The sequence below is a fragment of the Halarchaeum nitratireducens genome (assembly GCF_014647155.1).
GTDB lineage: Archaea > Halobacteriota > Halobacteria > Halobacteriales > Halobacteriaceae > Halarchaeum > Halarchaeum nitratireducens.
Genome location: NZ_BMOQ01000008.1, coordinates 20398 through 33033, shown reverse-complemented (window position 1 = coordinate 33033; position 12636 = coordinate 20398). Strand labels below are relative to the sequence as shown.

17 protein-coding genes and 2 pseudogenes are annotated in these 12636 nt (G+C 59.4%); 2 read left to right on the top strand and 17 right to left on the bottom strand.

All coding sequences use genetic code 11. The features are described 5' to 3' along the window. Positions 1–546: 546 nt before the first annotated feature. The 7 genes and pseudogenes from IEX91_RS13715 to IEX91_RS13685 all read right to left on the bottom strand — a co-directional run bounded on the left by IEX91_RS13715 (position 547) and on the right by IEX91_RS13685 (position 5360). The gene (locus IEX91_RS13715; protein ID WP_188879685.1) at positions 547–717 is read right to left on the bottom strand and encodes a hypothetical protein; all 171 of its coding nucleotides are present in this window, start codon (positions 715–717) and stop codon (positions 547–549) included. A gap of 57 nt (positions 718–774) precedes the next feature. Then, the gene (locus IEX91_RS13710) at positions 775–1266 is read right to left on the bottom strand and encodes a hypothetical protein (RefSeq protein ID WP_188879683.1); all 492 of its coding nucleotides are present in this window, start codon (positions 1264–1266) and stop codon (positions 775–777) included. Positions 1267–1369: 103 nt separating this feature from the next. Next, entirely contained in the window at positions 1370–1786 is a 417-nt protein-coding gene (locus IEX91_RS13705) for a hypothetical protein (protein WP_188879681.1), read from the bottom strand. 73 nt (positions 1787–1859) lie between these two features. After that, positions 1860–2522, bottom strand: a complete 663-nt coding sequence (locus IEX91_RS13700; protein ID WP_188879679.1) for a DUF6735 family protein — start codon at positions 2520–2522, stop codon at positions 1860–1862. Positions 2523–2735: 213 nt separating this feature from the next. Beyond that, positions 2736–4007: an RNA-guided endonuclease InsQ/TnpB family protein gene (locus tag IEX91_RS13695; RefSeq protein WP_188879678.1), complete on the bottom strand. Its 1272-nt coding sequence runs from the start codon at positions 4005–4007 to the stop codon at positions 2736–2738. A gap of 155 nt (positions 4008–4162) precedes the next feature. After that, positions 4163–4351 carry a hypothetical protein gene (locus IEX91_RS13690; protein ID WP_188879677.1) on the bottom strand — a complete coding sequence of 63 codons (189 nt, stop codon included), beginning with the start codon at positions 4349–4351 and terminating at the stop codon, positions 4163–4165. Between the two features lie 111 nt (positions 4352–4462). Beyond that, positions 4463–5360 (bottom strand): annotated as a pseudogene (locus IEX91_RS13685) (biosurfactant protein 1). A 136-nt stretch (positions 5361–5496) separates the two neighbouring features. Between IEX91_RS13685 and IEX91_RS13680 the strand changes: the two are divergent. Then, positions 5497–6048, top strand: coding sequence for a DUF7342 family protein (locus IEX91_RS13680; protein ID WP_188879676.1), 552 nt, complete (start codon positions 5497–5499; stop codon positions 6046–6048). Between the two features lie 72 nt (positions 6049–6120). Here the strand turns inward: IEX91_RS13680 and IEX91_RS13675 are convergent, their stop codons facing one another. The 6 genes and pseudogenes from IEX91_RS13675 to IEX91_RS13650 form a co-directional block, all read right to left on the bottom strand. After that, a complete protein-coding gene (locus tag IEX91_RS13675) occupies positions 6121–6258 on the bottom strand; it encodes a hypothetical protein (protein WP_188879674.1) in 138 nt (45 codons plus the stop codon). A 2-nt stretch (positions 6259–6260) separates the two neighbouring features. Further along, positions 6261–6806: a type II toxin-antitoxin system death-on-curing family toxin gene (locus tag IEX91_RS13670; RefSeq protein ID WP_188879672.1), complete on the bottom strand. Its 546-nt coding sequence runs from the start codon at positions 6804–6806 to the stop codon at positions 6261–6263. 24 nt (positions 6807–6830) lie between these two features. Continuing rightward, a pseudogene (locus tag IEX91_RS16765) lies at positions 6831–7357 on the bottom strand (transcription initiation factor IIB); the annotation flags it as partial. A 50-nt stretch (positions 7358–7407) separates the two neighbouring features. Next, positions 7408–8268: a hypothetical protein gene (locus IEX91_RS13660; protein WP_188879671.1), complete on the bottom strand. Its 861-nt coding sequence runs from the start codon at positions 8266–8268 to the stop codon at positions 7408–7410. A gap of 188 nt (positions 8269–8456) precedes the next feature. Next, a complete protein-coding gene (locus IEX91_RS13655) occupies positions 8457–8885 on the bottom strand; it encodes a nucleoside 2-deoxyribosyltransferase (protein ID WP_188879670.1) in 429 nt (142 codons plus the stop codon). Between the two features lie 124 nt (positions 8886–9009). Continuing rightward, positions 9010–9876, bottom strand: a complete 867-nt coding sequence (locus IEX91_RS13650) for a DUF7504 family protein (RefSeq protein WP_188879669.1) — start codon at positions 9874–9876, stop codon at positions 9010–9012. 174 nt (positions 9877–10050) lie between these two features. Between IEX91_RS13650 and IEX91_RS13645 the strand changes: the two genes are divergently transcribed. Then, positions 10051–10281, top strand: a complete 231-nt coding sequence (locus IEX91_RS13645; protein ID WP_188879668.1) for a winged helix-turn-helix domain-containing protein — start codon at positions 10051–10053, stop codon at positions 10279–10281. Here IEX91_RS13645 and IEX91_RS13640 read toward each other — a convergent pair. From IEX91_RS13640 to IEX91_RS16350, 4 genes are all read right to left on the bottom strand, one after another. Continuing rightward, positions 10278–11222, bottom strand: coding sequence for a transcription initiation factor IIB (locus IEX91_RS13640; protein ID WP_188879667.1), 945 nt, complete (start codon positions 11220–11222; stop codon positions 10278–10280). The genes IEX91_RS13645 and IEX91_RS13640 overlap by 4 nt on opposite strands. 89 nt (positions 11223–11311) lie before the next feature. Beyond that, positions 11312–11758, bottom strand: coding sequence for a hypothetical protein (locus IEX91_RS13635; RefSeq protein ID WP_188879665.1), 447 nt, complete (start codon positions 11756–11758; stop codon positions 11312–11314). Next, positions 11755–12330 (bottom strand): DUF7342 family protein, encoded by a 576-nt coding sequence (locus IEX91_RS13630; RefSeq protein ID WP_188879663.1) that lies wholly within the window; start codon positions 12328–12330, stop codon positions 11755–11757. Before IEX91_RS13630 ends, IEX91_RS13635 begins: the two co-directional genes overlap by 4 nt. A 138-nt stretch (positions 12331–12468) precedes the next feature. Continuing rightward, a complete protein-coding gene (locus tag IEX91_RS16350) occupies positions 12469–12612 on the bottom strand; it encodes a hypothetical protein (RefSeq protein ID WP_211087894.1) in 144 nt (47 codons plus the stop codon). Positions 12613–12636 lie beyond the last annotated feature (24 nt).

Here is a 12636-nt window from a genome sequence, read left to right as displayed (position 1 = left end):
AAATATTCCTTGTTGTCTCTGGTAGTACAGTGATGGGTCTATGCTACATACGCACAGCAACTTAACGACGGATTTCAATTTCCGAGAAGCGAACTAAACACAGAATGCTGTTGACTACTCCTCTATATTCAGCAACCCCCTTCTGACAGATAAAGACCAAAATACGCCTCCAAACTGTCCCAGCGCTCTTCAATATTGACCAATCTACCTACTTCATCACGGAAATTCATTATCACCACGTCTTGCGTAAGTTTTCATTGTTTGCCGTTTAGATTGTTGGTGACCAGATCGAGACGGTGAGCTCCGTGAAATTCAGCACGACTGCACGGCCGTCTACACGCATTCCCGTGCCGTCCTCTTCGCTTTCTCGTTACGTCTCGCCGTCCGTCTCGACGAGTTTCGGTCCATGGTCAGAACGTGGGATCACCGCCCCCGCACCCCTTCTAGGGGTGAGAAACGACGTCGGTCTCGCCGCCCGGATTAACCAACAACTTCCCTACATCCCTGCTACTGTTGGTTAAGAACCTCACTTTGCACACGGGGTGTCTACCCCTCGTCGGCCGTGTTCGCGAGCACCTCCTCGAAGTAGCAGGCGGCACAGTACTGGTCACCGCGTGCGGCGTAGACTGGGTCCGCCGGCACGTCCGTACAGCTGACACAGTACCCGACGGCCGTCCTCGGGATTGGCTTCTCCCACGGCGGTCGCCGATGGCTCATCGCGCTGCCCCGTCCGGTGCAAGCCGCCAGTGAAGTCGAATCTCGTTCATCGACCCGCTAGAAGTGGACATCGGCCGGGATGATCCACGGTGCCTCGTATTGCTCGCACACTTGGTCGAGTCGTTCACGATGGCGAATGCCGTTCCCGTACTCGTCGTAGAAGAAGACCGACGAGCCTCGATACGCGCCGACGTTGTGGAAGGCGTGGCGCGCGAGGTTCTCGTCACGCATGATCGCCTCATCGTCGAGTTCGTCGAGCGCGTCCTTCACGCGGTCGAGATTCCGCTCGAACTCTTCCTTCGTCGCCTCCCAGCCACGCTCGAGGAGATCTTGGCCGTCATCGGAGTCGACGGGGGCCGCGGTCGGGAGTTCTCCCCATCGCGCTTTCCCCGCAACGGTGGTGTCCTCCTCGTCGAATGTGGCGTAGTAATCGAACACGCCAGCGGAATGTGGGTCTGCACCCACCAACCTATCGAACGCTGTCTTTCCGGTGGCCAGCGCGTCGTCGTGCGTCGATGCCTCTACCAGCGCGTAGATGATCATGTGCATCTCGAACACCTCGAAACGCCGACGCACCGGGTGTCGTTGCTCGCTCCAGCTGCGCCGGCACCCATCGCCGGCGCTCGAAAAACCTGCTCGTGACGGCGGATTCTCAGTCTTCGTCCGTTCGTTCGACAGTGATGGTCAGATCGCCCGATTCGTAGTCGGCCTCGAAGTCGACCGCGAACGCGTCCGACTCGTAGGCGGCGTGGTAGGCGCGGTGCCGTTCGAGCGAGCCAGTCGCCTTGAAGTGGAAGAATGCGGCCGCCGTGTAGGGCTTGCTCTGTGTTTCGACCTGCGACTCGACGGATGCGGGGAGCGCGATTTGGGGCGTCTCCGTGTCGATACTCGCAGCGAACTCCTTCGCTTCCTCGACGGTTGCTTGCGAATGTGCGGGCGTCTCGCCGGTGAGCACGTTCACCGGAGTTTCCGTCTCGTCGGTGAACAGGACGTCTTCGAAGGTGTGTGTCCCGAGGATCGCCTCGGGATCCAACTCGCAGTCGTGAAACGGGTCGTCCTCTGTGGTCATCGAATCCGAGCCTATGGCGGGGCTCACCCATTCCGGCCCCTGAAAAACAGCAGCTGCCACGAAGCAGATCGACCTAGGAGTGGTTCAGACTCGCCTTCTCGAAGGGTGATTCCCCGGTCGGAATCAGCAGCTCCTGTCGGTCTCCGACTCGCTCGGCCAGCTTCCGTTTCAGGTACTGCCTCGCCGTCGACGGCGTGAAGACGCCTTTGTCGAGCATATCGCCGACGACGTCTTTGAGGGCCGCGAACTGTCCCTGCAGGTGGCCATCACCGACCGGCTCGCCGTCGTACCAACGCACCGTCGCGAGCGCGCCATTCCCGATCGTCTCCCCCTGTTCGACTGTCTCCGAGTCGTACTGCAGGCCGAACCACAGCGTCCGATAGGCGGTCACCTCGAACGTCGTCGACACTACGAAGAACGCCTCGTGGTGGAGGTAGTCGAGATGGTCCGCGACGATCTCGTCGAGGGTGAGCCCGGTGGCGCGGGGCTTCGGCTCGACGACCGTCGACGGTCGATCCTCGTCGGCGAGGTAGCCGTCGACCGCATCTGCCTTGAGGCCATCGGCCAGCTCTGCGAGGAGTTGTTTCGCCCACGTGGAGTCGGTGTCGTCGCCACCGAACGGCGACTCAGCCGAGATTCGGTGCTTGAGCTTCAGGTTCGATGCGCCCCAATGGCTGTAGTGGAGCGTGTACTGTCCGTCTGTACGTTCGTACGCAACGAGTGCGCGGTGCCCCATCGAGCAATCACCTCACGGGGTGACCACGACTGGATCGCCCCGCACCCCTCCCAGGGGACGAACAACGCTACTCGTCGATCGGGTCGGGGGAACTGAGGTCCGCGTGGAGGACTTCGCCGTCGCGAACGAGGTACTGTTTTTTGAGTATGGGAAAGCGGCACTTGGTCAACCGTCTCTGGGTCAAGCCCTGAGACTTGTCAGTGGACTTCCGCTCTATCCGCGCAAGGCGGAAGGCGTGTACTCGCCGTTCACGTTCAGCGTCCCTGACTTGAGGGCCAGTTGACTGGTGGCCCATCCACCGCGAGACTTCTGCCCGCGATGGATATACCCGCAGTATCGGTTTGCAATATTCTTCGCCGCGTTATAATCGGCGTTCACCTCATACCCACATGACCGGCACTCGAACTGCTTGTCGTCGCGATTATCATCGTGGGTACACCCACAATATGAGCAACGTTGACTCGTGTACGCTGGGTTCACGAAGTCTACGAACAACCCAGTGGACTCAACCTTGTACTCAACGAGTTCCACGAACTTTGCGTAGGCCCACTGCTGGAACTTGCTCCCGTTCGCAATGTTCTCGCGGATGTGAGTGAGGTTCTCGAAAATAATCCCGTCTACATCCGCATCACCGGCTTCCTCGATGAGGTCGTTGGCCCGGTTGTGGAGCCAGTTTAATGACCACTCGCTGAACTGACTACCAATAGATTGAATCGTGAGGTGGGCCGATCGAGTATCCGTCTGTTGTAGGCAGCCGCGGCGTTGCTCGTATTGGTCGCGTTTGTGGGTGAGGAAGTCTGCACTGCCAATGAACTCGCCTGTGGAGGTGACGACGAACGCGCCAGTCACGTTCAAGTCCACGCCGAGAACCACTCCGTTCTCGGGGAGATCATCACATGACTCGCTTTCTTGGCGTTCCGGTCCGTCACTCCCATAATCGGGATTTTTCAGCGTAACGTGCAGGTAGAACGTGTCCTCGTTCTCGTCATATTGGAGCGTGGCACTTGACGTATTCCAGTTGTCACTCTCGTAGTACCGTCCGAACGGCGTGTTCTCTCGCTGATTTTCAGGTGGGAGAACGTATTCGGCGGTGACTCTTCCGTTCGGCGTCGAGAGGGTAGCGTGGTCGTCGTTGAACGTCGCGGAGCGTTTGTCGTACACGATGCTCCACGAGTCGAACTTTGGTTGGCTGGTCTTCTTGCCCTGCGTCAATTTCTCGACGCCGGCCCTGACGGCTGTGATAGCGCGACGAATACCTTTCTGAACGAGGTTAGCGGTGAGCTCGGTTTCCTCCTGTAACTCGTCATACAGGGCCTCTTCGGCCCTGCTCTTGCTGGTGATACAGTCGTCGTCGTACCGCCACGCCCACTCGCTCGTTCGGTTAGCGCAGTGGGGGAATTGAGTCTTGGTCTGATGGAGATCGCCACGACGTTCTCTGGGTACGTCGAGTTTGATTCGTACCGTACGTCGTAGCGTGTTGTCCATTTGTGATTCACCTTCGTTGTTACTTTTCGGTAATATGGAATTGTTCAGTGAGGTGGGTCATCTGTTGGCCTCGGGGTTCTCTCCCCCGCACCCCTTCTGGGGGGCAATAAACAGACTCTGGAACGAGATACCCGAATTCCGGCCTGCGACGTCGATCAGGACTTGATCTGTGTATCGGCGTCTCCGCTGTGTTGCGGTTGGGTGAGCAGACTCACGTCCTGCAGGAGGGCTCTCGCTGCCTCGATCCGCTCCTGATCTGCGTCGTCGAGTCCGGCCGTCTCGATGCGCTTGAGATTGGTGAGTGAGCGATGCAGTCGATATCCCGGTGTGTTGCGTGGGTCCATTTGAAGCGCCTCGCCGATTCACGGCGCAGAGAAACCTCTCCGGCTGCGGGTAGCTGTGGAACTGAGTGCGTCTATTAACCAACATTGAGGATCATATAGCCATTTTGTTGGTTAAGACGAACGGTGCGTCGATGGATTCGGCCCGTAGCGAGCCGAGCCACACACCCGGCACTCCCAGATCGGTTGGCCCGTCCACGCCGCATCCGGGATCGACTCGTGGGTCTTGAACCGATGGTCGGTCGCCCGTCCACAGGTTTGACAGTCGAGTTCCTGCGTCGTCGGTACCGACGACACCTGGCGATCAGCCGCAGCCTCGCCAGTGGATTCGGTCAGCGCCATCGCTGGAACCAGCCACACCGCGTCGTCGGCGTCGTCGAGGGCCGCGTCGAGACGCGACGCGTCGCGGATGCCGTCCCCCCCGCTGGTCGTAGAGCCGCGTCGGGGCCTGCTCCTGACGCTCCGACGCTCCCTGCCCGTGCCACTCAGCCCGGTCACGGGCGGCACTGAGAAGCCGCTCTCCCTCCTCTGAGGCCACCTGTACCGTGTCGGGGAGTGAGGGCCATTGCTCGGCCAACTGGCACGCCGGCGCCTCGTCGAGATCGTAGATGAGGGTGTAGTCGTCGACGGCCGGCTCCGCCTCGTTGGCGGAGAGGAGGTTCGCCGCGGCGCCGCCCTTCGACACGGCGCCGTAGAACATGGTCGACTCGACGATCAGGTGGACGATACCGAGGAACGTCGTCGACGCTGTCCCGTTCGTGCTTGTGGCGCCACTCTCGAGATGGTTGGTGAGACAGAACCGGCATTTCGTCTGGCCGTCTGGGACTGACGCCCCACAGGAACGGCACTCGCCGTCGGGTACCGTCGGCGCATCAGGGTAGCCACCAGAGCTCGTCGCGACGCGTTGCCGCCGGGGGTCACCTTCACACCCGTCGTCCAGCCTCGTGTCCGGAATGTGGGACGCCTCGCCGGTCGGCCGCAGTTCCTCAAAGTCAGAATATCTGTCGTGCATCGGTTGGCTCATAGCTTCTGTCGGTTTCGCATTTGAATGTCCGGACGCCTATGCTCGGAACAAATTCTCGATTATACGAGAAGGTACAAACATATATGGGGGTTAGGCGCCAACACTGTCGTAAGAGGTGCCAAACATGTCCGGACCCTCGCAAGATGGTGTCCGGTCGTGGGCTGAGTCGATGAGTGCCCGTGACCGCATTCGGGCGGTCGCCGAGACGCTCCGCGAGCCGCGGTCGGTCAACTGGATCAGTGAGCAGGCCGAGGCCGCCTGGAGTACGACTAACGAGGAACTTCGGGATCTCGTCGACCAAGGCCAGCTGCGTCGCGTCGTGGCCGGTGAGACGACGCGCTACCAGCCGGACTACACGCGATTGCTCTTCGAGGAGATTCGCAGACTCATCGAGGAGAACTCACGGGAAGAGCTTCGCGACGAATTGGCCGCGATCACCGAGGAGATCGAGGAGTGGCAGGCGACCTACGACGTCGAGACGTGGGAGGAGCTCGAACAGTCGCTCGCCGACGGCGACCTCACAAGTGACGAGCTCCGCGACCGCCGCGACGTGATTACGCGCTGGGAAGAGACCCTGGAAGATCGCCGTCTCATCAAGCACGCGTTGGTACTCTACTCGGATGTCGAAGCCGCTCGTGAACCGATGACTGACTACAGCAGTTCCCGGCGGCGGTAGCGGCGATCGCTGGAAGACCGATATCGCTTGACTGGCCGGCGTACTGGTAGAACCCGCAGCTAAGAGATAGTCCTACTCAGTCGCGAGTTCGTCGTAGATTTCCTCGTGTTCATCGAGGTCTTGGCGGCCGAGGAACCGGATGAGATACTGCCGTGCCTCCTCGGGGGACATCTCATCGGGAATCTCGGGCTGCTCACTTTCAGCGGCCATCCTTACTCCTCACTATGGGGGTCGTCGTCATAATCGTTCGGTTCGTGGGATTCCCGATTGACTGTGCCGTGGTCCGCCGGTAGCTGGTCTGTGCCTTCAATTCGTGCCAGCCACAGGTTGATCGTCGCCCCGTATTCCGGCGCCAGCGGCTCTGTGTGCTCCCGTAGATACTCGATCACGTCGTCCTCATCGACACTGTCCTCATCTGTCGCGAGCGCCTTCAGAATCTCTTTGACCTCCCGATCATAGTCAAAGCGGCGGCCGTTCAGCGCGTAGAAAATTCGGGTCGACATGAGGGCCGTTCGCTTGTTGCCATCGACGAATGGATGATTCGCCGCAATGAGCCGCAACAGCTGAAATGCCTTCTCGTGGAGCGACTCGGGAACCTGACCGAAATGGCCTTCCTGAATATGTTCAACAGTGTACTCAATATCGCCTGGTGAGGCGACCCCAGCGGTTGTCTCCGCATTTGACTCCACGATCAACTCGTGGATGTCACGGATATCCTCAGCCGACAAATAGCTGGTTGACTCCAGGTCCTCGTCCATTATCGATACCCTCTGTTACAACGCTTATCTAACCTCTGCTTGTGTAGATGCTTCTCGCTTCTCTGTATTGCCCTTGGTGCCCACCCTGTACTCTTCGTCCAGCTGTTGTAGTGTGTCTCGATGGTTCCGAATCGTTGTCAGTGAGCTGTTAGCGGCCCCTGCAACCTCGGATTGCGTCAGCCATCGCCCCTCTTCGCGACCGGCCTTGTAGAGGCAGGCCGCGGCGAATCCGGCTGGATGGACACCTGTTGTAACGCCGCGCGCCTCGGCCTGCTCCGCGAGAGCTCGGACCCGCTGTCGGATTTCGTCCGGACACCCGAGATCCGAGGCGAGGCGCGGCACGAACATCTTGGGGGAGACGGGTTCAGCGTTTTGTACGCGTTCCTGACTCGAGACTCCGCGACGCGGGGAATCTCGCTGACATCGTCCACCAACCGCGAGAGGCTGTTACACCGGCAAGCCCCGTACACGCTGGCCGCGGCGATGACCTCGATGGATCTGCCACAAAGCAGATCCTCGTTTTGGGCGCTTCGGAAGAGACGGCACGCCTGTTTCTGTTCAGTCCCGCGCGAATTCGGAGATCACCTCCAGGGGGGACAGGTCATCCATCGGTCTCTGATACGATCACGATCAAGGTGGCACCGAACCAAAGACACAGACCAAGTAGTGCAGCCCAACCCGTGAGGAACCAAGGTACGGTCTCAAAGGTGTGTTCGGCGACGAAAGCATTTGTGATGAATGCATTCAGTTCTGTAGCAGGCTCAAGCTGTTGAGTTGTGATAACTACCCCACTGCTTGAGCTACCGATCCCGTAAATCCAGTTCACACCGGCGATAAACAGTCGAAAGGGACTCAGCCGATGTAACAAAAAGTACAACGGATCCGATGGCGGTTGGAACGTATTTACTGGTGTTCCGGTGACAGTACCGTATCCGATATCTATGATTGCCTGAAAGAACAGTATTGAGCCCAGAACGAGCAGTGCCCCGACTCTCCCCCGCATCGATCGAGAGGTAACGATTCCTGTGACTACGCCAACTCCGACGCTGGTGGCGGCGTAGACTGGTGTCACGAGCAGGAACGCGATTGTGGGTAGTAGCGACGGAACACCGCGTGCGGGTACTTGTGTCCCTATCGCTAGCGCAATAAGCCAGCCAGAGATTACGATCACTGCAAGGGCTACGTCGGCATACATCTCGCGAGTAGTCTGTGCTGTGGCGTCGTCTTGGGCTGTAGTTGTCCGCCACCAGCCGAGCAAAAATCCGCCGATGAAAATCACCAGTGCGAGATCCCTTACCGCGTACAGTACGGCGATATCCGAACCGACAACCCCCACCACCTGGTCTGGTACGGCTGGTCCTCGTGTCTGCGAGACCACGAACATATACGCCGTTGAAACGACAGCGAAAGCCGCTACCGGGAGACGCATAAACTCTGTTCTGATACGCCTCTGGAGAGTCACTTGTGAACAAACCATGTGCTGGATGAGCGAATAAAACTCTGGGTTCGGTTCTGCTAGCTCTTATCATCGATCTTCCTTCCCGATGATGTTGTATTTACTGTAGGGCCACCTCACGGTGCGTCAGGTACATCAAGTAGGCTCGTGTGAGGAGACGTCTTGAGGGGCGGCTTAGCGGTGGCGGCTCGCCGTCACTCCGCGTGCACGTCGACGGTGTCGAGGAGGGCCTCGACGGAGTCATCGAGCGTCGTGAGCGCGCCGTGAATCATCGCGTTGAGCGACTCGCCGGACGCGAAGACGCGGTCGTCCGTCTTCAGCCCGAGGACGGGAATGTCGTTCTCGTGCGCGATACCGATCTCGATCATCACCCCCTCGTCGGGAACGCGACCGTCGAGGACAGCGACGACGGCGTCCGACTCGACGACGCCGTCGCGGTCGAGCTCGAAGATCATCTCCATGCGTTCGGCCTCCGAGTCGAAGTCGGGGTCCTCGAGCGTCTCGATCCCGTTGCGTTGTGGGAGGAAGACGTCGTGGCCGGCGTCTTCAAGGCGCGCGGTGAGGTCGGCGTTGAACGAGCGCTCCATCGGGTTGAACAGCGGCGCGGCGAAGTAGAGGCGCATACGCGACATTGAGTCTACTGCCGATTAACGGTTCCGCGCCACGCAGCCACGGGCGGTGTTTACTTTGAGGATTTGGCCGGCGAGCAAGTGCAATCACGTCGATCGGTCCGTACTTCTTTGGGTCCTAATTGCTCTCAGCGTATGCCTCTGCGCTCGTAGTCCGGGTATCGAGGGTTACATCGAAGAGTGGACTCAGCGTCCTGATCGTCCGCTCATCGTAGTCACGCGGATCGAAATGAACGTGCGCGTATGCTCCGGCCTCCGAGAGCTGGTGCATGAGGAGGTGAAGAAACCGAAATACGCGTTCACAATTGGCGAGGTCTAGAAGATCAGTGAGCGACTGGAAGCACACTATTGGAGGAGACTCTACAGAGCAGAGTACCGATAGTCGTTCGCTGATTCGAATTCCGAGCGTGCTGAGATCAGGCTTCCCAGTGATCGATTCGATATGAACCTCCTCTTGAGGGGACCCTCTAACATCGGTGCTTGGGGTTTCTACCGTAAAGTCGTCGACACAACTGATGATGTCGATCCGAGATGGATGGTGTGCATCGGCGGTTTCACAGCTATGAGTCCGGTCGTCACCAGTTGAGAGCAGTACTCTGAGCAGCGGTGCATGCTCGTGGTGGGCTGTCACTGAAAGATCTCGACAGGTCGTTGTGTCCGCTGTGCTTCCAGTTGGTGCCAGGACGAGTGTGCTCCTCGGTGATGGCGTCCGTTCCGGCCGTGACGCGGTGATCTTCTGGAGCCATATCGTACCGGTACTCCGAATCAGGATCTGGTATCCGTTGTAGAGAACGCTCGTTGAGAGCGGTGCTTCTGTTTCCGTACTGTATACCGTATCGAGTGCATCGACATCTACCGTCTCCTGTAGTGGGGGCAATTCTTCTTGCTCGACGCCTTCGAGTGCTGCAACTGCTTCCACGACGCGAATACTCGGCTGTTTATCGTAGGTGACGAACTGTACTCTCGATTCGGGTTCGATATTCATGGGTAGTGGCTGGTGAGTTGTCTGTGAGGTGTCCGTTAGGAGGGCCGGATACTGGTTCGATAGCAGTGCTACTCCCGACACTCTGATAGTCTTTTTGACTTGTTTGTTTTCCCTGACCGGTCTGGATATTCTATTATATACGTTTCATCCGACCGGTCAGAAGTCCCAGTGCTAATGGGTGGCCTCATCAGCGATACGAAACTCCGAATTCTCCGAGAACTCCGCGAAGAACCCCTCCACGGCTACGCGCTCGCCGCTGAACTCGGTTTGAGCCACGGATACATCTACACACATCTCGGAGAACTCGAAGACGCAGGTATGATCGAAATCGCAGACCGGCAAGACGGGAAGAAGATTTACCGGCTCACGCAGAGCGGCGAATACCTCGTTAAGGCCTTCGACTAGCGACCGCTCGGGATTGCGCTTCGGTTGTCCACCATCTCACTGAGAGTGTCCCGATGAGTTCGAACCGTGTTCGCCGAGACGCCAGCAGTTTCAGCGACCTGCAACTTGGTGAGCGGCCAGTCAGCTTCCCCTGCGGCGACGTACAGGCACGCGGCGGCGAATCCTGTGGTGACCCCACCAATGACGCCACGCTCTTGAGCGCGCTCTGCGAGACTCTCAGCACGACGCCGGATTCGTCCAGGCAAATCGAGGTTGGAACTGAAGCGCGCGAGGAACGCCCGCGGCCGCATCGGCTGCGCCGGCAACCCGAGTTCCTCGTTCAGGACCGAGTAGGCGTTCATCACGCGACTCTTCTCGACGCGGGCGGCGTCGACGATGTCCCCTTGGGGGAGCAGGTGACCGGTACAGCGACAGGCCGCGTAGACGCTCGCTGCCGCCATCGCCTCGATCGACCGCCCGCACAGCGGGCCTTCGTTTTGCGCGCTCCGGAACAGCCGACATGCTCGCTCCCGATGTGTCTCCGAGAGCTCGAGCACACTCACCACTCGCTGGACCTCGCCGAGACCATGTCCGAGGTTACGCTCCGCTTTCGAGCGGAACCGCCCGCGGCGCTGTTCACGCCGAAGCCGACCGAGCTGCCGACGCTTCGCCGTCGAGAGTGTGTTTCCCTTTGCGTCTGTCTTCCGTCCAATCGTCGTCGAGAGCCTCCGGTCGTGCCGCGACGCCGTGAGCGGTGCGCCCGTCCGTTCGTCTTCGTCGTCGTAGACGGGCTCGCCGCCGTGGTCGATCGCGTGTTCGTCGATCACGAGCCCACACTCCTCGCAGACCGTCTCCACTGCGTTCATCTCGACTCGACCCCCGCACTCCGGGCATCCGGACGTGGTCTCGTCGGTCTGTACGACTTCGTCGAAACCGCTCTTGTAGATGTCTCTGGTTGCCATCTGAATCACGAGGCGTCCGTCGAATGCGCCGTCTCACTGGACCCCTCACCCATCTAGGGGTGAAAAACGAACTGTGAGTGTGGAGGTGGCTAGTCGGTCCAGAAGCCGCACTGGCGGTCCTCGATTTCGTTCAACACCGTTGAGAGGACGTCCCGCCAGTCAGTGGGATGGTGCGCATCCTCCCCCGGCGTCGGCGCGTCCGGCCCTGGATGAATATGATCGAGCGCGTTGTGTGTCGAGGGATGCCGGTCCCAGCGATAGTCGAACTCGCTCTCGGCATGGCTCTCGTGGTAGTGGATCGAGAACGTCTCATTCTCGAACCAGACGACGTCGAGGCGTGCTTCTTCGACGCTCGCCGGATAGAGCGCAGGGTCGAACACACAGACGAGTCGGTCTGGTGCAGTGGGCGGCGACTCCTTAATTCGAAGGAAGCGAGTGTCGTTGCCGAGACGCTCGGCGATGAGCGAGAGCCGTTCGAAGTCGACTGGTGCGCCATCACCCACGTCGAGGTCGGGCGTCTCGTCACCGCTGCTCATGCCGGGGACTGCTGGCCAGCGAGACCGTCGTCTGCGCCGGTGAGCGCTCGTTCGAGGAGCGTAATCCGACGTTGCGTCGTCATCCAGCGTGAGACGTCCTCCCAGACGTCTTCCACGGGTTCGTCGTGCTCGCGTGCATACGCCGCGATCGAGACGTCCTCGGGTGCCTCAACGTCGAACGTGGTTGTGTATGCGTCGTCGCGTTCCGCCGCAGCCTGGAGGAATTCGAGCAGTTCGTCCTGCGAGTACTCCGCTTGGAGGCGCTGCACGCGCCGCCACTGGAGATATGCCTCGTTGCGCTCGTACGTCGCCGGCGACTCCGTCACCCGCGTAACGACACCCATTCGCTCGAACCACTTGAGATACTCACGCGCGGCATCCACGCCATGCCCGGCGCGCTCCGCAACCTCCTCGACGGTCGTCGGACTCCCGAGCGTCAGGATCGCGTCGAAGAAGTTGTCTCGCGTTCGCCCCCCACGAACCACGTCTTCGGGAGGGGTGAGCGCGTCGAAATCAGGAGCGTCCCGCCGCTCCACCGAGTCGGCTTTCAACTCGTCACGTGGCTCCTTCATACACGATTTCACGCACGCAGACGGAATAAATCTTCCTTAAAGTGGAATATCACCCCCATAGTTGTGGGTTGACACGTGGCGAGCGGAAGTCCACCCTTTAGGGGGTGTAAACGACAATACAGCCCAGCAGTCCACTCGCTACGACTTGTCTGGATGTTCTACCGCCTCAAGACCCGCCTCAATAATCTCCTGATAGGCTTCTTCGAGACTCTTGCCTTCCCGTTCAGCGTAGTCTTTCACGCGCCCATTCACCGTGTGCGAAATGTCGATATTCGGTCGCATCGTCTGTGTCTAAAAGACATTTAG

What these genes read in the sequence shown, in the direction of transcription:
- IEX91_RS13680 (WP_188879676.1), top strand. Translation starts at nt 5,497, where the DNA reads ATGTCCGGACCCTCGCAAGATGGTGTCCGGTCGTGGGCTGAGTCGATG.
- IEX91_RS13700 (WP_188879679.1), bottom strand. Translation starts at nt 2,522, where the DNA reads ATGGGGCACCGCGCACTCGTTGCGTACGAACGTACAGACGGACAGTAC.
- IEX91_RS13695 (WP_188879678.1), bottom strand. Translation starts at nt 4,007, where the DNA reads ATGGACAACACGCTACGACGTACGGTACGAATCAAACTCGACGTACCC.
- IEX91_RS13645 (WP_188879668.1), top strand. Translation starts at nt 10,051, where the DNA reads ATGGGTGGCCTCATCAGCGATACGAAACTCCGAATTCTCCGAGAACTC.
- IEX91_RS13655 (WP_188879670.1), bottom strand. Translation starts at nt 8,885, where the DNA reads ATGCGCCTCTACTTCGCCGCGCCGCTGTTCAACCCGATGGAGCGCTCG.
- IEX91_RS13640 (WP_188879667.1), bottom strand. Translation starts at nt 11,222, where the DNA reads ATGGCAACCAGAGACATCTACAAGAGCGGTTTCGACGAAGTCGTACAG.
- IEX91_RS13635 (WP_188879665.1), bottom strand. Translation starts at nt 11,758, where the DNA reads ATGAGCAGCGGTGACGAGACGCCCGACCTCGACGTGGGTGATGGCGCA.
- IEX91_RS13710 (WP_188879683.1), bottom strand. Translation starts at nt 1,266, where the DNA reads ATGCACATGATCATCTACGCGCTGGTAGAGGCATCGACGCACGACGAC.
- IEX91_RS13670 (WP_188879672.1), bottom strand. Translation starts at nt 6,806, where the DNA reads ATGGACGAGGACCTGGAGTCAACCAGCTATTTGTCGGCTGAGGATATC.
- IEX91_RS13715 (WP_188879685.1), bottom strand. Translation starts at nt 717, where the DNA reads ATGAGCCATCGGCGACCGCCGTGGGAGAAGCCAATCCCGAGGACGGCC.
- IEX91_RS13630 (WP_188879663.1), bottom strand. Translation starts at nt 12,330, where the DNA reads ATGAAGGAGCCACGTGACGAGTTGAAAGCCGACTCGGTGGAGCGGCGG.
- IEX91_RS13650 (WP_188879669.1), bottom strand. Translation starts at nt 9,876, where the DNA reads ATGAATATCGAACCCGAATCGAGAGTACAGTTCGTCACCTACGATAAA.
- IEX91_RS13705 (WP_188879681.1), bottom strand. Translation starts at nt 1,786, where the DNA reads ATGACCACAGAGGACGACCCGTTTCACGACTGCGAGTTGGATCCCGAG.
- IEX91_RS13675 (WP_188879674.1), bottom strand. Translation starts at nt 6,258, where the DNA reads ATGGCCGCTGAAAGTGAGCAGCCCGAGATTCCCGATGAGATGTCCCCC.
- IEX91_RS16350 (WP_211087894.1), bottom strand. Translation starts at nt 12,612, where the DNA reads ATGCGACCGAATATCGACATTTCGCACACGGTGAATGGGCGCGTGAAA.
- IEX91_RS13690 (WP_188879677.1), bottom strand. Translation starts at nt 4,351, where the DNA reads ATGGACCCACGCAACACACCGGGATATCGACTGCATCGCTCACTCACC.